Genomic DNA, 20,232 nt, shown 5'->3' with positions numbered 1-20,232 from the left:
ATCATTCCGTGTAAATGGAAACCGGCAACCCCAAGAACTCGAAGTCAGCACCTGGCGCCAAGAAGGGCGGCGCAGCCGCGCCCGCGAAGGTTGTCGACTGGGCCGGGGTGGAGCAGGCATATTGCAGCACTCGCCAGTCCACGCGGGAGATTGGCAAGGCCTTCGGTATCTCGCACACCATGGTGGTCAAGCACTGCGGCGGCAAAGGCTTGGAGAGACCACCCAAGGAAGAAAAGCCCCAGGCCATCCCGAAGCCGAGAGCCCGGAAGGTTGCCCCAGAGCCAGCCCCAGCTGCACCCGTCGTCTCGCCCGGACTTGAGCCTCGCCAGCAGCGCTTCGTCGATGAGTACCTGATTGACCTGAACGGAACCCAGGCGGCCATTCGCGCCGGATACAGCGCCAAGACGGCGGCCGAGCAGTCCTACGACCTCCTCAGAAGACCTCACATTGCCGCTGCCATCGCCGAGGCGCGTGCGGCACAGCAGGAACGCACCGGGATCAACGCTGATGCACTGCTGATGCAGGCCTGGCAGATCGCCTTTGCAGACCCACGGGAACTGGTCGAAACCCGCGTGGGCTGCTGTCGTCACTGCTGGGGCGAGAACTTCAAGCGCCAGCGCACGGTGGGCCAGCGCAATGCCGACTTCGAGAAGTGGCGCAAGGATGGCAAGCCCGCCGATGAGTTCGACGAAGAGGGCGGTATCGGCTTCAACCCGCACCGACCACCCCACCCGGACTGCACCGAGTGCTGTGGCGACGGTGTGTCGCGTGACGTGGTCAAGGACACGCGCTACCTGAGCCCGGCCGCCGCCCAGCTGTATGCGGGGGTGAAGCGGACCAAGGACGGCATGCAGGTGCTGATGCACGACAAGGCCATCTTCGCCGAGAAGCTGTTCAAGCACCTTGGCCTGTACGAGAAGGACAACGGCCAGAAGAACGATCCCCTGGCGCTGCGCAACCTGACTGATGCGGAGCGGGCGGTGCGCATGTCGGCAGTCCTGCAGGCGAATCCCGGGCTGGCTGCGCTCTTCGGCCAGATGGTTGCAGGAGGTGGCCAGCAATGAAGCTGCCCCTGCCCACCACCGAGCAGATTCTGGCGACCTTCAAAGGCCTGCCGCCAGAGATGCGCGCGGCGGTGGACTCCTTCCTCATGCTGATGGATCCCGCAATCTGGGTGCCGCAGGACGGACCTCAGTCGGCCGCGTTCCACTCGGAGGCCGACATCTTGTTTTACGGCGGCAGCGCTGGTGGCGGAAAGACCGACCTGCTGCTGGGCCTGAGCATGACCGAGCAGGAGCGGAGCATCATCTTCCGGCGCGAGGCCGTGCAGTTGATCGGTCTGGAAGAGCGGATGACCTCCATCCTCGGCTCGCGCAATGGGTACAACGGCACGGATCATCTGTGGCGCCTGCCAGGCGACAAGGTGCTGGAACTTGGCTCGGTGAAGGAGCCTGGCGACTGGATCAAGTACCAAGGCCGCCCGCACGACTTCAAGGGCTTCGACGAGATCACCCACTTTACGGAGCTGCAGTTCCGCACACTCATCGGCTGGATGCGGACGGACAACCCGAAAGTGCGGCAGCGCGTGGTGGCCGCAGGTAACCCGCCGACCGAGCCCGAAGGCGAGTGGGTGAAGCGTTTTTGGGCCGCATGGCTGGACCCGAACCACCCGAATCCGGCCAAGCCGGGCGAACTGCGCTGGTACGTCACGAACGAGAAGGGTGAAGACCAGGAAGTGCCCGACAGCACGCCGGTCATGGTTGGCGGCGAGCTGATGACGCCCAAGAGTCGCACGTTCATTCCATCCCGGGTGGACGACAACCTGTTCCTGATGGCCACGGGGTACAAGGCCACGCTGCAGTCATTGCCTGAGCCGCTGCGCAGCCAGATGCTGCGGGGGGACTTCAATGCTGGGGTGACTGACCCGGTGTGGCAGCTTATCCCCACAGACTGGGTGAAGGCCGCTCAGGCTCGCTGGAAGGACCGCGACGCCAAGGGCCTCATGACCTCCATCGGCTTCGACCCTTCGCGTGGTGGCCTGGACAAGTCATCGGCCGCTCGTCGGCATGGGCAGTGGTTCGACAAGATCGTGACCGCACCTGGCGTGGTGACCAAGGACGGCCCATCAGCAGCAGGCTTCATCGCCCCATTGATCCGCGACGGCGCGGTGGTGTGCATCGACAGCATCGGGATCGGCTCCAGCGCCTTGGACTTCATCAGGGGCCTGGGCCTGCATGTCCACCCGGTGGTGGGCTCCGAGGGCAGCGCCCTGATGGACAAGTCCGGCCAGATGAAATTCCGCAACAAGCGGGCTGAGATGTACTGGCTGCTGCGCGAGGCGCTGGACCCCACCAACCCTGATCCCATCGCCCTCCCGCCTGACCAGGAGCTGCTGGGCGACCTCACCGCGCCCCGCTACAAGGTCGTGACCATGGGCAAGGGTGCCGCCATCCAGATCAACGACAAGGACGACATCCGCCGGATGCTGGGCCGCAGCCCTGACAAGGGCGACTCCGTGGCCATGACCTTCGCGGCCGACATTCCCAAACCCGAGCCCAAGCCCCGGGCCAAGAGCTGGCGCGACCGTCTCGCCGCTTCTGGCTCCGACCACTGGGACCAAGCGACTGCATGACCATGATCAGCACTTACCCCACCAGCATTGCAGACAACGCCGCCAGCGAGAACTGGGCTCGCTACCTCTACGGCAAGGATCGTGGCCACACTGACTACCTGATCCACGCCGCCCGATGCGAGGACATGTACCTCGGTGGTGGACGCCAGCTCACGCCAGAGCAGCGCGCTGCGTTGATCATGGCCCGCAGACCGGGCTATGAGTTCAACCAGATCATGCCCAGCGTGAACAGCGCCATCGGTTACCAGCTTCACAACCGCATGGACATTGCGTTCAAGCCTCGCGGCGGGGACTCAGACCTCTTCAAGGCCACGATCTTGTCCAAGGTAGTCATGCAGGTGGCAGATCAGTGCGCGCTGCATTGGCAAGAAACCCAGATGTTCAGCGACGGGCTGATCCAGCAGCGCGGCTACTACGACGTACGCATGTCCTTCGATGAGAACATCAAGGGAGAGATTGTGTTGAGCACCCTGGACCCGCTGGATGTGATCCCGGACCCGGACGCCAAAAGCTACGACCCCGACAAGTGGGGTGACGTGATCATCACCCGTTGGCTTACCCTGGACGAGATCGAGCAGGTATACGGGAAGGAGGCCAGGAAGCGCGCGGAACTGAGCAATGACGCTGGGCACGACTTCGGCGACCTCGAAGATGGGGTGGAGCGCAACAAGTTCGCCACTCGAAAGGACTGGGGCTACACCGATGCGTGCGTCAACAAGGAAGATGGCCTTGAGCGCTATCGCATCATCGACCGCCAGCGGTTCGTCTACGAGCTGACGCCGTGCCTAGTGTGGCCCGGTACGGGCGATGTGCAGGTGGAAGCCAACATGGCTGCCGACTCCGTGGCCGACGCGCTGTCTAACGGAGCTGTGCGGACCAAACGCATGCGCCGTCGTGTGAAGTGGGTTGTGACCACGTTCACCGCCACGCTTCACGACCAATACAGCCCCTACGAGAGTTTCACCGTGGTGCCGTACTTCGCCTATTTCCGGCGCGGCAAGACGGCGGGGATGGTGGACAACGCCATTGGGCCGCAGGAGGTGCTGAACAAGGCGGTGTCCCAGGTGGTGCACATCGTCAATTCGAGCGCGAACAGCGGCTGGGTGGTCGAAGAGAACTCCATCAGCAACATGACGATGAAGGAGCTGGAGGTCCGAGGGGCGCAGAACGGCCTGGTGATTGAATTCAAGAAGGGCACCACTCCTCCCAGGAAGATCGAGCCTAACCAGGTGCCCACCGGGGTAACGCACCTCATCGACCGCGCGGACAAGGCCCTCAAGGATGTGACGGTGCCCGAGGCCATGCGCGGCGTTCAGGGCCCGGAGACCTCTGGCATTGCCATTCAGGCCAAACAGTTCGCCAGCCAGCAGCAGCTCTCCGTGCCCTTGGATCACCTGACATACACGCGCCAGCTGCTGGCCAAGCGCATCCTGAAGCTCATCCAGCGCTACTACGACACGCACCGCATCTTCCGCATCACTGAGACGGACCCCATGACCGGCAAGCCCAAGGAGGAGCTGCTGGAGATCAACAAGTTCGACCCGGCCACAGGTGGCTACATCAACGACGTGACCATCGGCACCTATGACGTGGTGATCACCGAGCAGCCGATGCAGGTCACCTTCCAGAACTCGCAGTTCCAGCAGGCGCTGGAGATGCGCAAGGCTGGCGTGCGGATCAATGACGCGACCATGGTGCGGTACTCCAACCTGTCGGACAAGCAGGAGATTCTGGAATCCTTGCCTGGCGACCAGCCGCCAGCAGACCCCGCAGTGGAAGCACGCGTGCGGCTGCTGGATGCCCAGACCCGCAAGACAGACGCCCAGGCCACGGATGTGAAGGTCAAGACCCAGTACAGCGGCGTGCAAACGGCGCAGGTGGTGGCCCAGATTCCCGCCACTGCGGCGCTTGCAGATGGCTTGCTCAAGTCGGCCGGGTATGTGGACCAGGACGCGGCACCCATCGTTCCCTCGGCGCCTGGCGGGCTACCCACCGTGGACATGCCACACAACACCGACCCCATGAACCCCGCCAGCCCAGCTGTGGGCGCGAGCGAAGGCATTGAAACCCTGGCCGCAGATGGCCTGCAACCCTGAAGGAGATCAAGACCATGAACATCCGAGAACTCAAGCGCCGCCTGCAGCCTTACAGCGGCTTCATGAAGCCCACCGAAGAGGGCGGCGGAGATAGCGGCGGTGCTGCCGGCGCCACCACAGAAGAGGAGCTGGACCTGGGCAACGATGACCAGCCTGAAACCGGAACTCCCGGCAATGGCGCTCCCGCAACCGCCACGCCAGCCCCAGCGCCTGCATTCGATGCCGGTTCGGGCGAGGGCCCCGGTGCCACCCAGAACGTTCCCTATGCACGCTTCCGCGAAGTGAACGAAAGCAAGCGGCAGCTCGAAGAGCAGCTGGCTGCCATGCAGCAGGAAGTCCAGGCGCTGAAGGCTGGTCGGCAACCTGATGCCGCACCGGTCACTGCTCCCGCCCCGGGTGCCTTCGATGTGGATGCCGCCGAGGAGCAGTACGCCCAGGCCCTGCTGGATGGTGACACCAAGGCCGCCACCTCGATTCGGCGTGAGATCAATCAGCACATTTCCGACTCCGCGCTGCAGCGGTTCGAGCAAACCTCTCGCCAGCAGGAGTCCGCGACCAAGGCCCAGGATGTGGTGGCCCGCGCCCTGCAGGAACACCCATGGCTGGACCAGGAAGAGGGCGCCGCTGCTCTGGAGATGATCGAGGCAATGGTGCTGGCCAAGACGACTGCCGGCGTTCCCCGCCATCTCGCCTTGGAGAACGCCATCGCCATCGTCGCGCCGCGCTTCGCCCCTGATTCCCCCCCAGTAGGGTTAGGCAACCGAAACGCGCCGGTTGACACTCGCCTGGAGCGCGCGGACAAGCGCGGTGCAGCAGATTCCCTGTTGCAACCCGCTGCGGTGCAGGCTGGCATGGGCAACCGTGCCACGGCACCCAAGATCGACGACTCCACGAAGCTGACCGACGACCAGATCACCAACTTGTCGAAGGACGAGATGGCCAAAGTACTGGGCATCGGATAACTGCTTGAAGGCTGGCAAGGACTCACCCACCTTGCCAGCGTCACCCAGGGTGCAGCCGTGGACCGGCGTTAAAAGGTCTGGCGCCTTGGCCGCCACAACAGTCATGTTTTCCGCAGATGGGCGGCGTCATGTCCCGAGAAGTAACCCTACTTATTGGAGATAGACATGTCATTCACTGCGTTCGGCGAATTGACGCCGATTCAGAAAGTCAATTGGTCCCGCGTCGTCTGGAAGGCCGCACGCGACCAGATGTTCCTCAAGAACTTCATGAGCGACACGGGCAACAGCGTCGTGCACCGCATCACTGAACTCACTGCGACCGAGAAGGGCACCCAGTGCCTGTTCCAGCTGGTGGCCGACCTGGTCGGTGACGGTGTTCGCGGAGACGACGAGCGCGAAGGCATGGAAGAGGCGATGGCATCCCACAGCCAGATCATCCAGATCGACCAGATCAGCCATGGCGTGAAGAACAAGGGCCGGATGGATGACCAGAAGAACGTCATCAACTTCCGCTACCAAGGTAAGGACAAGCTCTCCTTCTGGCTGGCCAACCGTACTGACCAGCTGGCGTTCCTGACCATGTCGGGCATCAGCTACGCCTTTGAGAACAACGGCGCACCGCGTGTTGGTTCAGTGTTCCCTGGGCTGACGTTTGCTGCTGACGTGACGGCGCCTTCTGCCAAGCGCTCGCTGATGTGGGACGGCACCAGCCTGGCGGTGTCCAACACCGGCAGCATCACGAGCGCATTTGTGCCGAAGTACAACATGATCGTGGATGCCATCGCCTACGCGAAGGAGCGCCGCATCAAGCCGCTGATGGCGGGTGGCAAGCCTTACTACGTGATGTTCGTGGCGCCCGGCACGCTGGCCGCTCTCAAGAAGGACGAGGCTTATCAGCGCGCCGTGGTGGCCGTGGCTACCAAGAGCGGTACTGATTCGCCCTGGTTCACAGGCGCGACCGTGACCGTGGACGGCGCCGTGATCCATGAGCACACGCTTGTCTACAACACCAAGGGTGCCGCTTCGGGCTCGAAGTGGGGTTCTGGTGGCACGGTCAACGGCACGCGCACGCTGCTTTGCGGCGCCCAGTCCCTGGGCTTCGCAGACATCGGCGACGGCAACTGGGTCGAGAAGCTGTTCCAGTACGACAGCCAAGTCGGCCTGAACATCGACCGGATGATCGGCTTCCTGAAGCCTGTCTTCCCCTCGATCTACGACGGCACCGACGAAGACTTCGGCCTGCTGACCATCGACCACTTCCTGCAGTAATGCGGGCCCCAAAGGACGGGGCCTGCGGGTTCCGTCCTTTCGCTCTCCCCTTGATGTTGAAAGGAGCCCATCGTGGCAATCAAGAAAAACGCAGCGCGCCAGGAACTCATCGTGGCGCATCTCGATATCGGCTTTGCCGATCCCACAACCTACGGCACTGCTGAGGAAGCGTTCGACCTGCCAGGCAATGCCATCCTGCTGGGTGGCGACGTGGTGGTGAAAACGCCTTGGAACAGCGCCACCACGGCGACTCTGAAGCTGGGCGACGCGGCCGACGACGACCGCTACACCGCTTCGGCTATCGACCTCAAGACTGCCGGCCGCACTGCGCTGACCCTCACGGGCTACAAGCACACGACCGCCCAAGCTCTGAAGGCGCTGATCGCCCAGACCGGGGCGGCTGCCACGGCCGGCGCAGCTCGAATCACCATCAGCTACTACGTTGAAGGCCGCGCCGCCTTCAGCCAGGGCTGATTGATCTTTTGTTCTGTGGTCGGGTCATTGACCCTTCGCCCGGCGGCCTCACAGCTGCCGGGCTCTTTTCAAGGAAATCATCATGAAATTCCGCTCCCCATCTGACCAGCCCATCCACATCGCGCTGACCACTGGCCACACGGCCGTGGTCACGCCCGATGGCGTGGAGCTGGACCCCATGTTCCACAAGGAAGCCAGCGCTCGCGGCGCCGTGTGCTTCGATGAGAACGCCCCCGCAGTCGCGCTGACCATGACACCTGAGGTGCGCAAGGCCGCCATCTCCGCTGCTATGAAGGGCATGCTGGACGGCGCCAATGAAGGCGACTTCACGGCCGATGGCAAGCCCAACTTGGTGCGCCTGAAAGCGGCTGTGGGCTTCAGTGTCACCCGCGATGAAGCGGATGCCATCTTCACCGAGCTGACTGCCAAGGTGTAAGCCATGAGGGTAGAGGACTTCATCACCGAGTTCCGGGAAGAGGCGTCCGACAAAGTGCTCAATGCGCCGTTCTGGACTTCGGAGAACATCGTCAGCTACCTCAACGAAGCGGTTCAGGAAGCATGCGAGCGCGCAAATCTGATCGAGGATCGCAGCACGCCCGCTGTGTGCAGCCTCACTTTGCAGGTCGGTGAGTCCACCTACCCACTACACCCCAGCGTGTTTGAGATCAAACGGCTGACCTTCCGAGGTCGTCCGCTGGATGAAACCAGCGTGGAAGAGCTGGACCAGGATTGCCCAGGATGGGAAAGCCGCAGCGGCCCGCCGCGCGCATTCATTTTTGAGCAGGCCAGCGGCATTCGCCCCGCCCAGGTGCGATTGGTGCCCACCCCGACCGTCACGGGCACTATTGCGTTGACGGTACTCCGTGGCGCTCTCAGGCCGTTGAGCGCGGATATCCCATCCGGCAAGCCTGAGATCCATGAGCGCTACCACCGGCGCTTGTTGGACTGGGTGTTCCATCGCGCGTACCTCAAGCAAGACGCAGACGCCTTCGATCCCAACAAGGCGGCTCAGTCTCTCGCCCTTTTTGTGCAGGCCTTCGGGGAGCGCCCGGATGCCAACGTGCAGCGCAAGCACCGCGACCGCAGACCTCCTGTGGTCCAGATCAACTGGTGAGCGATTCACCCTTCCGGGGTTTGCCCGCTCTCACCTCGGCCAGAAGAATCACCCCGAACACATAGAAGGCCGCCATGCGCAGAACTCTTCAATCAATCGCAGCCCTGCCCATGCCCCGCCAGCGTTATGCCGACGGAGGCGTGGTCCAGTTTGGCTCTCGCGGCGTTGCAGGCCTGCGTGACCTGATCCCCAAGATGCAGGCGATGGGATACCCGCAGGCAGCTCCGGCTCCTGCGCCAGCCGAGGCCTCGGGCGCTGCCCGCCTTCGGGCCATGATCCCGCAGATGGAAGCCATGGGCTACAAGCAAGAGCCGCAGCATCTTGCCCGGGGCGGCCATGTGCGCGGCCCAGGCACTGGCACCAGCGATTCAATCCCCGCGATGTTGTCCGATGGCGAGTTCGTCATGCCTGCTGATACCGTGCGCAAGGTAGGCGTCCGGCGCCTGCAAGACCTGGTGGACATGACCCATGCTCCCACTGGCAAGAACAGCCAGGCCACCCACTTCGCAGACGGTGGCCCTGCGTCCTACGACGATTTCGAGCAGCAGATGGCTGCACAGCGCGCGGCAAGCAAACAACGCGCCCAGGCTTCCTTCCAGGCCATGGATGAAGAGGCGAAGGCAGCCGCCTCTGCTGCGGCCGGCATGCCTTCGGCTCCGAGTCCCAGCACGGCACCTGTCAATCCGCCTGTGACTGGCGGGGTTTCACAGATCCCGACTGGTGGACTCACCGCGCCCCCCGCCGATGGCTCCCAGAATCGCTGGTCCAACACAGAGACCGGGCGCAATATATCGAACATGGCCGCCGCGCTTCCTGGCTCGCTGGGTGCTGGTGTTCCGGCGGTAATGAAGACTGGCGGCGCCATCAGCGGTGGCATTGATGCTGCGACCCGACTCCTGAGTGCCGGGGCTGGCGCTGCGGCGATCAGTGCCCTACCTGGCTCAGCCGGTGCGCAGACCACGAGCACCTCCACGGCGGGCGCGGGACGGGGTATCGTGAACCCGCCTGCCGTGAATCCTTCGGCTCCATTCCCTGCATCGCCTTCCGCCGCACCGGCGCTCAGTGGCCCCAGCAGCACAGCACCGGCCACCACCAGCGACGTGACCAGGGTAGGCAACAGCTACTCTGGCTCCAACGTGGCGGGCGACATCACTATCAATGGCCAAGCACCGCGCGCCGGTGGGCAGGTCAGTTCGCAGAACATGACTGCCACCGACAATCTGGCAGGATCGCAGGGCACCAGCGTGCCCAGCACATCGGCCCCGGATGCGCGCTCGCGCCTTCTGGCCGCAGGCGGTGTCCAGGACAATGGCCCAGTCATGCCGGGCAGTTTCACTGGTGGGTATTCGGGAACCGTCGGCTCCACCAGCACCTACGGGAACATGCGTGGCCGCTCACCTGAGCAGCGCCTTCGCGACGCCGAGGTGTCCGCGAGCAGCATTACCAACAAGCCGGAGTGGGGCGGCCGTGGTGCACAGAACAATCCGGCAATGCTGGAGTACCGTGCTGCACTTCAGCAGGACAGCAATATCCGCCAGAACCAGGCGGGGGCTGATCTCGAAGCCCAGCGCCAGACAGGCTCCCTGCAGCGCGAAGGCCTGCAGCAATCTGGTGAAACCCAGCGCACGAACATCCGGGCCCAGCGTGACGATGCCACCAACCAGATCGCCCGTGGGCGCCTCACGTTGGAGCAGATCGCGGCGGGCTACCAGAACCGCGCCAGTGACCGAATGGACCGTGCGCAGGCCGAGCTGGAGGCGGCCAAGACACCGGAGGCGCAGCGCTCAGCGCGAGAACGCCTGCTGGCCCTGGCCGGGAAAGCGCCGCAGAACGAGTGGGGCCTGCAGGTCACGCCCACCACCAAGAACCTCGACGGCAGCACCACCCAAGGTAGCGTCTGGGGGTTCAACAAGACCACGGGCGAGGCAAGACGGGTGGATGAGGGACAGGGCACACAGGCCCCTCGGGTAAGCACACAGGCGCAGTTCGACGCCTTGCCGAAGGGCGCTACCTATCTGGGGGCCGACGGCCGCACCTATCGCAAGCCCGTGTGAGTTATTTGGCCGGCGATACCAGTTCGCCACCAAATTGATCCTTGTGGGCGGGGCCTTGTGCAGGCGACGACAGTTGCCCCCTTTCCCAGTTTGGAGCCGAGCCAGTGGCAGCGCTGGCCATCAGCGCCAGCACACCCACCGCTACGGGCAGGAGCACCAGCCCGGCAATCACACCGCCTTTGGATGTGCTGGTCCGCGCCTCGCGGTCGCTGGGCCACTTGAGAAACGACACCACCCAGGGAACCAGCAGGCCAACCACGGGCACCAACATCAGCAAGGCCCAGGCGCCATTGAAGCCCGCGCGCTGCAGGATGCGCCAGGTGGGCACCACCAGGAGCGCCATCAAGGGCGTGATCATCACCAAGACGATAAACCAGTGGTTTGGGCTGAATGTTCCCATGGCGGACCTCCTTAAGGGGCAATGTAGCAGGCGGCAAAGGGCTGGGGAGCTCCTGACCGTTTCGACGCTAGTCTAGTCCCACCCCACTGGGGTTTGCGCCCAGGCCAGCGCCCCGGAACCATGGGCGGATGAGCAATGATCAATTTGGTGGAGTCGCCGTCACCACCGACAGCTTCGGCGGCCAGCTTGCTGACAACCCGCCCCCAAAGCGACGCACTCTCGCCGCCATCGCCAACGACACGGTGATTGAGGTGGCCAACGCTGCTGCTGGCGGCGTGTCCTCTGCGGCCAACTTCATCCGGCCGGGCAATTCCGTCTCGGGCTGGATCGACAAGAACATCGTCCAGGCGGGCGAGGCCAGCCAGAGCGATGCGGTCAAGGCGGAGAAGCAGCGCTTCCAGCAGGATGTGGCCAACGCCGATGGCGTGATGGGCGAGCTGGGCGCTGTGGGCCGATACGTGGTGCACAACCCCGGCTTGGCAGCTGCCCAGGCGGTGGGCTCTTTTGTTGGCCCGAGCGTCGTAGTCAAGGGCGGGCGTACGCTGGCATCCATCGCGGGCCTGAACGCTGCACGCGGTGGCCTGGCTGGTGGTGCTGCTGCCGGTGCTGCCATGGCCGGTGGTGATGCTGCAGGCACGGCCTACGAGCTGTCCACCAAGGGCGGCGCCACAGACGAGCAGGCGGTGGCCGCAGGGCGCCAGGCCAGCGTGATCCCTGCCGTCATCGGTGGTGTCGGCGGTGTGGTGGGCGCTGAGCGCCTGGTGGCCGGTGCCAAGGGCTTCGCCGGGAATGCCGTGAGCCGTGCGGTGAAAACCGCTGCCGTGGAGGGTGCACAGGAAGGCATCGAGGAGGGCGTGACCCAGTACGAGGGCCAGCGCGCTGCGATGCCCTACGACAAGACCATCGACCCGATGAAGGGCGTTGCGGCTGCGGCCGGCATGGGCGCGGCCCTGGGTGCGGCAACCGGTGGTGGCGTGTCGCTGCTCACGGGTGGCCACCAGCAGCAGGCTCCAGCACCTGCGCCCGTGAATGCGGATGATCCATCTGTTGGTGCGCCTGCAGCACCTGCACAGCCTGCAGCGCCTGCCATCGACCCCAACGCAGGCCCGCTGTCCAAAGCGGCATCGCTGGCCGGAGACCTGGGCCTGGCGCCACAGCCAGCAGCACCCACGGCGCAAGAGCAGCGCGCCAAGTTGGAGGCTGCAATCTCCCGGCTGCCGGATGCGCAGCAGCGCGAAGCCCGCATGAACCTTGCGGACCTGGACAACCAGTCGTTGCCCGCCGGTGTGCGCGCCATGCGTGACGCTCGTCTGCAAGAGCTGGTCAGCGGCGCCCCCGCCGCACCGGTGGAGCTGACGCCCCAGGACATGGAGCGCGGGCGGGTGGTGCAGAACTTCGACGCCCGTGCACCTGATCTGCCGCCCCTCTCAAACTATGCGCCGATGATTGAGACGGCCATTGCGCCGGAGTACCGTGCCGAGTATCAGCGCCTCCTCGATACCGCCGGGGACCAGACCCGGTCGCCTGCGGAGCGCGATGCGGCGGCCGAGGTGCTGCACGCGACGTTCTCGCCCGACCAGCTGCAGCGCGCGCGCACAGCTCGGCCTACGCCCGACACCAGGCTGGAGCTGCAGGACACGAACCCTGCGCGCTATGACAACGCCATCGACTTCACGGCCCCTGCCGCGCCTGCCGCCACGGTCAATCCCGATCAGGCCCGCATCGCAGAGTTGGCTCTTGCAGCGGACCTCCAGCCAGGCGAACCCATGGCTCTGAACCGCGCCCACGCGCTGCGCCGTGCCGCCGCCGAAGCGGGAATCCCCGTTTCGGTCGTTCCGCATCCCAGCGGCCGTGGCTACGACGTGGCGCCCACGGCGCGTCTGGACCCTGCCGCCCAGAACGCAACGCCCCAACAGGAAGCCGCTGCCCTGCTGCCGTTCGACCAGAGCCCATCCGGGCGCATGCTGGCCGGCCAGGACGGCGAAGTGCGCGCGGAGACCCGACCCGAGGCAGTTGCTCGCGGCAACGCAGCCACGGCCCAGCGCCAGCAGGTGGAGGCTGAGCGACAGCGACGCACCGGGCTGGGCATGAGCAACATCACGCCCGTGGTGCCGCTCACCGAAGCCGGAAATCCGGCATCGCCCCGCGTGACCTTCGACAACGCGCCCACCGGCCGCATGGTGGCGGGCGCCGATGGGGTGCGACAGGAAGTCCGCGCCGAGATGGCGAACCGTTCCAACCAGCCAGCGCCAGCACCCCAGACCGTGGCCAGTGCCAACGGTGCGCCCTTTGAATCGCGTCAGGCCGCGCAGCAGGAGCTGCAGCGCCAGCAGTTGGCCAGCACCCACGAAGTGGCCCCGGCCGGCGGCGACGAATCGCTGGGCTTTGTGCTGCAAGAAAAAGGATTGAATCAGGTCGCGGCGACTACCCAACAAGCGCAGGATGCTATGAATTCAGTAGCTGTCCGCGCGCCCAACTGGCGCACCAACGCCATGCAGGCCAACCAAGTAGCGCGCGGCCTGGGCATTGAGACCAAGGGCAAGCGCCTGGCGCAGGTGGTGGCGGAGATCGACGCGCAAGATGCGCAGCAAGTGGCCACCGCCCAGCAGCAACGCGAAGACTTCCGGGCGGCCGAGGCGAAGCGCACTGCACCGGGCAACCGAGCGCGCGCTGCAGCTGGAGATGCCAATCCCTTCAAGGCCTTCATCGCCAAGCACGGTATCGCGCTGGATCAGCGCAGGGAATTTGCGCCCGGCACGACCGAGCAGCGGCAGGCCATGGTGCCCGGCTATGGGCCGATCTTCCGAAAGACCGGCAAGCCCTTGGACAAGCTCGCGCAAGCTGCCGTGGATGAGGGCTTTCTGACCAGCCCTGATGAGGCGGCGCTGTACGACCTGGTGGGCCGGGCGCTACGTGGCGAGCGCATCGTGGCTCAGTACACGGCCGACGCAGCCGAAACAGAAATGCAGAGCCGCATTGCGCGCCAGCGCGAGATGGAAGAAGATGCTGCCTCTGCCGTGGCGGATCTGTCCGATCCTGCGCTGTTCGACCTGAACGATGACGACATTGTTCTAACCGCCGACAGCAACACCAGCACAGAAGACTTTTTGCGCGCCCTGGGCGCCACCGACGAGGAAATTCAAGATGCCATTGCCAACGAACAAGCAGGAGCGTCAGCAGGCGATCAAGGCCGCTCTCGCCCTCAAGAAACTGACTCCGGAGCAGCGCAAAGCCGTGCTGGCCAAGGAACTCAAGAAGCGCAGCCTGGGCGCGTAACCACCGGGGATCTGTTGGGCGATTCGCCCAACCAAAGCCAGCAGGCCGCAGCCGATGCGCGTGCTCGGCGCCAGCAGCAGGAAACCGCACAGCGCAATGGTGCCCCTGCACCTGAAGAGTTTGCGCTGAGCATGATGGACGCGAACACTGGCCGGGAGGTGGCGCCTGGCCAGGGCAGCATTTTCGGCGCGCAGCAGCAGGTGGCCGCCACCACGCCCAGCACCACGAAAAACGCTCCTAAATTGGTAGCTTCCAGCGCTGATGAATCAAGCGCTAGCAGTACATCAGGCACCGCACAAGGGGGTGGCCTGCAGCAGGTTTCCCCCCCACGGCCAGGCCCACGCCAAGAAAGCAATTCAAATCAAGCCGCAGAGGCTGTGGATACTGCGCCAGAAGCTATCAATTCTGCAGCAGATTCGCCGTCTTCTGGCCCACGCCCAGCGCGCGCAGCAGCACCACGGTCCACCACCAGGATCGAGGACTTCGGCGAGACGCTGCACGGCGCCCGCAAGATGCTCTACGCCGAGGCCTACGCCGACGGCATGGCGAAGGCCAAGGAGCTGGACACCAAGGCGCACCCGCTTTCCAAGACCTGGCCCGAGCCCGATTACCAGAAGCTGCTGGAGGGCGGTGCGCCGCTGGAGGCTGTTTCCCTTGTGCGCGCGCTGCGCGAGGCTGTGCCCACCAAGCCGCAGTCTTCCTGGAAGCTCAAGGGCTGGGCTGCTCAGGTGGAGACGCTGCGCGGATTCTCTGAGGACGTGCTGTCAGGCCAGCAGGAGCCTTCGGCTGTGCGCATCAAGCTGAACCGCGATGGCATGCCCCGTGGCGTCGCTGACAAGGTTGCGCTCTACGAGGCCATGGGCCATGAACGGTCCCTGAAAGGCATCGACGTGTCGGTGGGCCGCTACTCCATGTACGACCGCGTGGAGTACAACCCGCCGCGCACCATATGGAGTGTGTCGCGTGAAGCCAAGGGGGCATTCGGCAACTGGCCGCGCGAGCTGGCCAAGGGTGACACCCGCGAGGAGGCCATTGCAGCTTTCAAGAAGCGGGCTGCGGAGCTGCTTGCCGAAGAGCGTGCGCCGACCAAGGGCGCGACCTTCGAGATCTACGGCAAGCGCGCGGGCGGCGCCCGGGAGTTCTTCATTGGCAAGAAGATCGGCCGCAACGTGGCAGAGCTGAAGACCGGCTTTGCCGACATCAAGGCTGCGCGCCAGTACCTGGCCGACAATCAAACCGAGCTAGAAGGCCTGCTGGAAAAGTACAAGGCCGTGCCCCCGGTGCGCAACGACCAGAACGCGCCGCGCATCGGCGAGGATTACCGCGATGGCGCCGACGTGACGCCTGCGCAGTTCCAGGAGACTTTCGGTTTCCGTGGCGTGCAGTTCGGCAACTACGTGGAAGGCGGGCGTCGCCAGCAGGATCTGAACCGCGCCTATGACGCGATGATGGACCTGGCAGGTGTGCTGAACTTGCCACCCAAGGCGCTGTCACTGGGTGGGCGCCTGGGCTTGGCCTTCGGCGCGCGCGGGTCTGGTGGCACCGATGCAGCGGCGGCGCACTATGAGCGCGGCAACGTGGTGATCAATCTCACAAAGCGTGAAGGCGCAGGCAGTCTGGCCCACGAGTGGTGGCACAGCCTGGACAACTACTTCTCGCGTGAGCGCGGGGCAGGCGACACCTACATGACCTTGGACTCGCAGAGCGGCAGTGGCGTGCGCGAGGAGATGCGGGCCGCCTTCCGAGCAGTGAATGCAGCCATCAACATGACCGGTATGCATGAACGCAGCCGCAAGCTGGACGACCGCAAGACCAAGGACTACTGGACCACCAAGCCCGAGATGTCGGCCCGGGCGTTTGAGAGCTACGTCATTGCTAAGCTGCAGGACCAGAACGCAGGGAATGACTACTTGGCCAACGTGCTGCCGGCCAGCGCCTTCGCACTGGAGGGCGGCTACCCATACCCGACAGCGGGCGAGCTGCCCGTCATTCGGGGGGCGTTCGATGCGTTCTTCCAGACGGTGGCGACGCGACAGAGGGATGGGGGCGCAGTCGTCCTCTACAACACCAGCGACAGCGCGCCGCTCGGGCGCGGCCTATCGCTTGAACAGGCCCAGCAGGCGGTGCAGCAGGCCCTTGCGGGGATGACCAACCCGCCACCAGTCAACGTCGTGAGCCGGAGCGAGGAGCTTGGGGTCGGTACGCCGGATGGCGTAATGGGGGCGGCGATACCAGGCGAGGGCCGCATCGTCCTTGTGGCCTCCGCTCACGGGAGTGCTGACGCTGTCATCGAGACGGTTTTCCATGAGTCGTTCCACCTGGGGCTTCGGAATGTGTTGCCTGCTGCCGATTATGTGCAGACCATGCTCGACTTGGCAAAGCGTGACGGCCGAGTGCAGGAGTACGCGAACCGCTGGAAGAAAGAGGCCTCGGACGCGCCCCAGCAACTGCAGGCGCTGCGCGACCTGGGCCACACTGGTAGTGAGCTGACCGCCCGGTATGAGGCGCTGGCCATCGAAGAAGGTCTGGCCGTGGTGGCTGAAGAGCTGCGCGCCCAGAAGCAGGCCGGCACTCGCCTGGGCCTGCGCGTTCGCACCTTGGCCAACTGGTTGGCCAGCGTGGCTGACCGCATGGGCATGGGCGGCCTGGCCGAGCGCATCCGCAAGATGACCTACAACGAGGCCGAGCGCTTCGTGCTCAAGGCCATTGAGCATGCTGGCCTTGGGCCAATCAGCCAGGACGACACGGCATCAACGCGGTATCGCTCCGCCGACCAGACGAGCACACCCGCCTTCCAGAACTGGTTCGGCGAGAGCCAGGCGGTGGACGCCGCTGGCAAGCCGCTGCGCGTGTTCCATGGGACTGGCGGCGACTTCAGCGTGTTCAGCCGTGCGCGGGCAGGAGCGACCACGGGCGCCGCCAACACCGGCATGGGTTTCTTCTTCACCGACAACGCAGAGGTGGCGGGGAACTACGCTCGCATGGCGCGGGACGCACAGGCCATCATGCCCACCTACCTGTCGTTGCAGAACCCCCTGCGGCTGGAAGCCAAGAACATGATGGAGGCCGACAGGCTGCTGCTGTCCGGGCTGAAGGCGGAGAACGACGGCGCGATCATCCGAGTGGCGATGCGGGACGGGAGCACCCAGACGGTCTACATGGTCCGCGAGCCCGGTCAGATCAAGTCCGCCACCGGCAACCGGGGCACATTCGACCCGAACAACGCGGATATCCGGTATCGCACCAAGGACGAGAACCCCGTGGCGCAGCGCATCGGCGCCGCTATCCAGGGCGCCACCATCACCAACCTCAAGGAGCAAGCGGGCTTCAAGGCCGCCGACTATCGGGGCATCGGCCTGCAGTTCCTGGGCCGCCGCCAGCTGGTGGACGTGTACGGGGGCATGCTGCCCGAGATGCGCCGCTACAGTGACCTGATGGCGCGCATGGACGCCGACAAGAACGAAGCTGGCTCCGGTGCTGATCAACTGGCGCAGGACTGGGCCAAGCTGCCCGACGAGCGCGCGCTGGCCGAGCTGATGCACGACTCCACCCTGGCCCAGATCGACCCGTCCAAGGACTTCGTGGAGGGTGACAACAAGACCGACTGGACCCGGCTGCAGGCGCGGTACAACGCCCTGACGCCCGGCGCCAAAGACGTGTTCGCCCGAGCCCGGGACACCTACCGCCAGCACATGCGCGACGTGCGCAGCGCCATCAAGGAGCGCATCGAGCGCACTGAGATCAGCTCCGAGCGTAAGGCTTCCATGCTCAAACGGATGGACGACGAGTTCTTCGGCCACATCAAGGGCGTGTATTTCCCGCTGGCCCGCTTCGGCCAGTACCTGGTGGTGGTTAAGGACGCCGAGGGCAAGGTGGCCAACGTGAGCCGGGCCGAGACCATGGCCGAGGCTGATGCCACCCGGCGCCAGCTGGTGACAGCGTTCCCTGCTGGGAAGGGCTTCACCGTGGGCAAGGTATTGAAAGCCAAGGACTTTGTGGCCGAGCGCGACAGTGTGGGCCGGGGCTTCATGGAGCAGCTGTACGGGGTGCTGGACAAGCAGGGCATGGACACCAAGCAGCGCGCCGAGCTGGAAGACGCCCTGGGCCAGCTGTACCTTTCCTCTCTGCCTGACCTGTCCTGGGCCAAGCACGGCATCCACCGCAAGGGCACGGCCGGTTTCAGCCAGGACGCGCGCCGGGCGTTCGCGCAGAACGTTTTCCATGGCGCCAGCTACCTGGCCAAGCTGCGCTACGGTGACCGTCTCCAGGACGAGCTAGGCGAGATGCAGCGCCGCGTGGACGCCGGAGCAACCGACAGCGGCTTCGATTCCGTGAAGGCGCAGCAGGTGGTGGACGAGATGGTCAAGCGCCACGACGCCGCGATGAACCCCAAGACGAATGCGGTGTCCACCGCGCTCACCAGCCTGGGCTTCATGTTCCACCTGGGGCTGTCTCCCGCCTCCGCGATGGTCAACCTGACCCAGACCGCACTGGTGGCCTACCCGGTCATGGCGGCTAAATGGGGTTTCGGCAAGGCCAGCTCAGCGCTGCTCAAGGCATCGGGCGAGGCCGCCCGGGGCAAGAACGACATCACCGGTAGCCTGAGTCCCGAGGAAAAGGCCGCCTTCGATGAGGCTGTGCGCTCCGGCGTGATCGATGTGACCATGGCCCACGACTTGGCTGGCATCGCTCAGGGCGAGGACCAGAACGTGTCGTGGAAGCTGCGGCCCGCCATGCGCGCGGCGAGCTGGCTGTTCCACCATGCCGAGAAGTTCAATCGCCAGATCACCTTCGTAGCCGCCTACCGGCTGGCGCGCGAGGCTGGTGCTGGGGACAAGGCCGCCTACGAGCAGGCGGTGCAGGCGACCTACGACGGCCACTTCGACTACAGCGCCAACAACCGCCCCCGCGTGATGCAGGGCAACGTGGCGCGCGTGGTGCTGCTGTTCAAGCAGTACGGCCAGAACATGGTCTACACCCTGGTGCGCAACGCCCAGCAGTCACTCAAGGGTGCTTCGCCCGAGGAGCGTGCACAGGCCCGCAAGGCGCTGAGCGGCCTGCTGGTGATGCACGGCCTGGCGGCCGGGGCCCTGGGTCTGCCCATGGTCACAACGCTGCTGGCTGCCGCCTCAATGCTGGGGGGCGATGCCGACGAACCTTGGGACGCCCAGGTGGCGCTGCAGAACATGCTGGCCGACACCTTCGGGCAGAAGCCGGCCGAGGTGCTGGCCCATGGCCTGTCGCGGCTCACCCCCTGGGATATTTCGGGGCGGGTGGGTCTGGACAAGTTGATCTTCCCGGACGTGCAGGAAGGGCTGGAAGGGCAGCGCCTGGCCGAATCTGCCATGACCGCAGCGCTGGGCCCGGTGGCTGGCATCGGCATCAACGTGCTGAAGGGCATGCAGGAGATGGGCGAGGGCCGTTACCTGCGCGGCCTGGAGACCATGGCGCCCAGCGTGGCGCGCGGACCGCTCAAGGCCCTGCGCTACGGCGAGGAGGGCGTGCGCGACAAGACGGGCATCGTCGTGCAAGACGAGGTGGGCGCTGCCGAGCTGCTGGGCCAGGCGGCCGGGTTCTCGCCATCGAGCGTTCGCAATTCCTTCGAGGGGAAGGGCGCCATCGTCCAGCACGATCGCGCGCTGCAGGCGCGGCGCAGCGCCCTGGTGGAGCAGTTCGCCATGGCGGCCATGGCCGGGGACGAGGAGGGCAAGGCGGCTGCCCGCGAGGACATCGCCAAGTTCAACGAGAAGAACCCGAACCGCAGGATTCAGGCGATGCAGCTGGCGCAGAGCGTGCACCAGCGCGAGAAGCGAATCCGAGAGGCGAAAGAGGGCGTGTACCTGCCGAGCAAGCGGCGGGACGCTATGGAGGCGGGGAGGTTCGCTGTGCCGGATTGAGCGAAGTGGGAGTTCCCCACTTCGCCGAGACATGCCGATCTACCGGTTTCCTCTTTCT

At 65.1% G+C, this 20,232-nt stretch carries 11 protein-coding genes; 10 read left to right on the top strand and 1 reads right to left on the bottom strand.

The genetic code is table 11. The features are described 5' to 3' along the window. Positions 1–14: 14 nt before the first annotated feature. The 9 genes from N4G42_RS19620 (at position 15) to N4G42_RS19580 (ending at position 10,601) form a co-directional block, all read left to right on the top strand. Positions 15–1,064 (top strand): terminase small subunit, encoded by a 1,050-nt coding sequence (locus tag N4G42_RS19620; RefSeq protein ID WP_260668379.1) that lies wholly within the window; start codon positions 15–17, stop codon positions 1,062–1,064. Continuing rightward, positions 1,061–2,632 carry a terminase gene (locus N4G42_RS19615; RefSeq protein ID WP_260668378.1) on the top strand — a complete coding sequence of 524 codons (1,572 nt, stop codon included), beginning with the start codon at positions 1,061–1,063 and terminating at the stop codon, positions 2,630–2,632. The genes N4G42_RS19620 and N4G42_RS19615 overlap by 4 nt, the downstream gene beginning before the upstream one ends. A 2-nt stretch (positions 2,633–2,634) precedes the next feature. Further along, entirely contained in the window at positions 2,635–4,728 is a 2,094-nt protein-coding gene (locus tag N4G42_RS19610; RefSeq protein ID WP_260668377.1) for a genomic island protein, read from the top strand. Between the two features lie 14 nt (positions 4,729–4,742). Further along, positions 4,743–5,690 carry a hypothetical protein gene (locus N4G42_RS19605; RefSeq protein WP_260668375.1) on the top strand — a complete coding sequence of 316 codons (948 nt, stop codon included), beginning with the start codon at positions 4,743–4,745 and terminating at the stop codon, positions 5,688–5,690. A gap of 165 nt (positions 5,691–5,855) precedes the next feature. Continuing rightward, positions 5,856–6,959 (top strand): N4-gp56 family major capsid protein, encoded by a 1,104-nt coding sequence (locus N4G42_RS19600; protein WP_260668373.1) that lies wholly within the window; start codon positions 5,856–5,858, stop codon positions 6,957–6,959. A gap of 72 nt (positions 6,960–7,031) precedes the next feature. Further along, the gene (locus N4G42_RS19595) at positions 7,032–7,433 is read left to right on the top strand and encodes a hypothetical protein (protein WP_260668372.1); all 402 of its coding nucleotides are present in this window, start codon (positions 7,032–7,034) and stop codon (positions 7,431–7,433) included. A gap of 82 nt (positions 7,434–7,515) precedes the next feature. Next, entirely contained in the window at positions 7,516–7,869 is a 354-nt protein-coding gene (locus tag N4G42_RS19590; RefSeq protein WP_260668371.1) for a hypothetical protein, read from the top strand. 3 nt (positions 7,870–7,872) lie between these two features. Then, on the top strand, positions 7,873–8,547 hold the full coding sequence (locus tag N4G42_RS19585) for a DUF6682 family protein (RefSeq protein ID WP_260668370.1): 675 nt from the start codon (positions 7,873–7,875) through the stop codon (positions 8,545–8,547). Positions 8,548–8,621: 74 nt separating this feature from the next. Next, positions 8,622–10,601 carry a hypothetical protein gene (locus N4G42_RS19580; protein WP_260668369.1) on the top strand — a complete coding sequence of 660 codons (1,980 nt, stop codon included), beginning with the start codon at positions 8,622–8,624 and terminating at the stop codon, positions 10,599–10,601. A 1-nt stretch (position 10,602) separates the two neighbouring features. Here N4G42_RS19580 and N4G42_RS19575 read toward each other — a convergent pair whose 3' ends face one another. Then, positions 10,603–11,001, bottom strand: a complete 399-nt coding sequence (locus tag N4G42_RS19575) for a hypothetical protein (protein WP_260668368.1) — start codon at positions 10,999–11,001, stop codon at positions 10,603–10,605. Between the two features lie 128 nt (positions 11,002–11,129). Here N4G42_RS19575 and N4G42_RS19570 point away from each other — a divergent pair, with 128 nt between their 5' ends. After that, positions 11,130–20,174, top strand: a complete 9,045-nt coding sequence (locus tag N4G42_RS19570; RefSeq protein ID WP_260668367.1) for a PLxRFG domain-containing protein — start codon at positions 11,130–11,132, stop codon at positions 20,172–20,174. Positions 20,175–20,232 lie beyond the last annotated feature (58 nt).

This window comes from Acidovorax sp. K2F (assembly GCF_025246485.1).
Lineage (GTDB): Bacteria > Pseudomonadota > Gammaproteobacteria > Burkholderiales > Burkholderiaceae_C > Acidovorax > Acidovorax delafieldii.
Note: the sequence above shows the minus strand (reverse complement) of the source record. Positions and strands in the feature narration are given on the sequence as shown.

What these genes read in the sequence shown, in the direction of transcription:
- N4G42_RS19620 (WP_260668379.1), top strand. Translation starts at nt 15, where the DNA reads ATGGAAACCGGCAACCCCAAGAACTCGAAGTCAGCACCTGGCGCCAAG.
- N4G42_RS19590 (WP_260668371.1), top strand. Translation starts at nt 7,516, where the DNA reads ATGAAATTCCGCTCCCCATCTGACCAGCCCATCCACATCGCGCTGACC.
- N4G42_RS19580 (WP_260668369.1), top strand. Translation starts at nt 8,622, where the DNA reads ATGCGCAGAACTCTTCAATCAATCGCAGCCCTGCCCATGCCCCGCCAG.
- N4G42_RS19600 (WP_260668373.1), top strand. Translation starts at nt 5,856, where the DNA reads ATGTCATTCACTGCGTTCGGCGAATTGACGCCGATTCAGAAAGTCAAT.
- N4G42_RS19610 (WP_260668377.1), top strand. Translation starts at nt 2,635, where the DNA reads ATGATCAGCACTTACCCCACCAGCATTGCAGACAACGCCGCCAGCGAG.
- N4G42_RS19570 (WP_260668367.1), top strand. Translation starts at nt 11,130, where the DNA reads ATGAGCAATGATCAATTTGGTGGAGTCGCCGTCACCACCGACAGCTTC.
- N4G42_RS19615 (WP_260668378.1), top strand. Translation starts at nt 1,061, where the DNA reads ATGAAGCTGCCCCTGCCCACCACCGAGCAGATTCTGGCGACCTTCAAA.
- N4G42_RS19585 (WP_260668370.1), top strand. Translation starts at nt 7,873, where the DNA reads ATGAGGGTAGAGGACTTCATCACCGAGTTCCGGGAAGAGGCGTCCGAC.
- N4G42_RS19605 (WP_260668375.1), top strand. Translation starts at nt 4,743, where the DNA reads ATGAACATCCGAGAACTCAAGCGCCGCCTGCAGCCTTACAGCGGCTTC.
- N4G42_RS19575 (WP_260668368.1), bottom strand. Translation starts at nt 11,001, where the DNA reads ATGGGAACATTCAGCCCAAACCACTGGTTTATCGTCTTGGTGATGATC.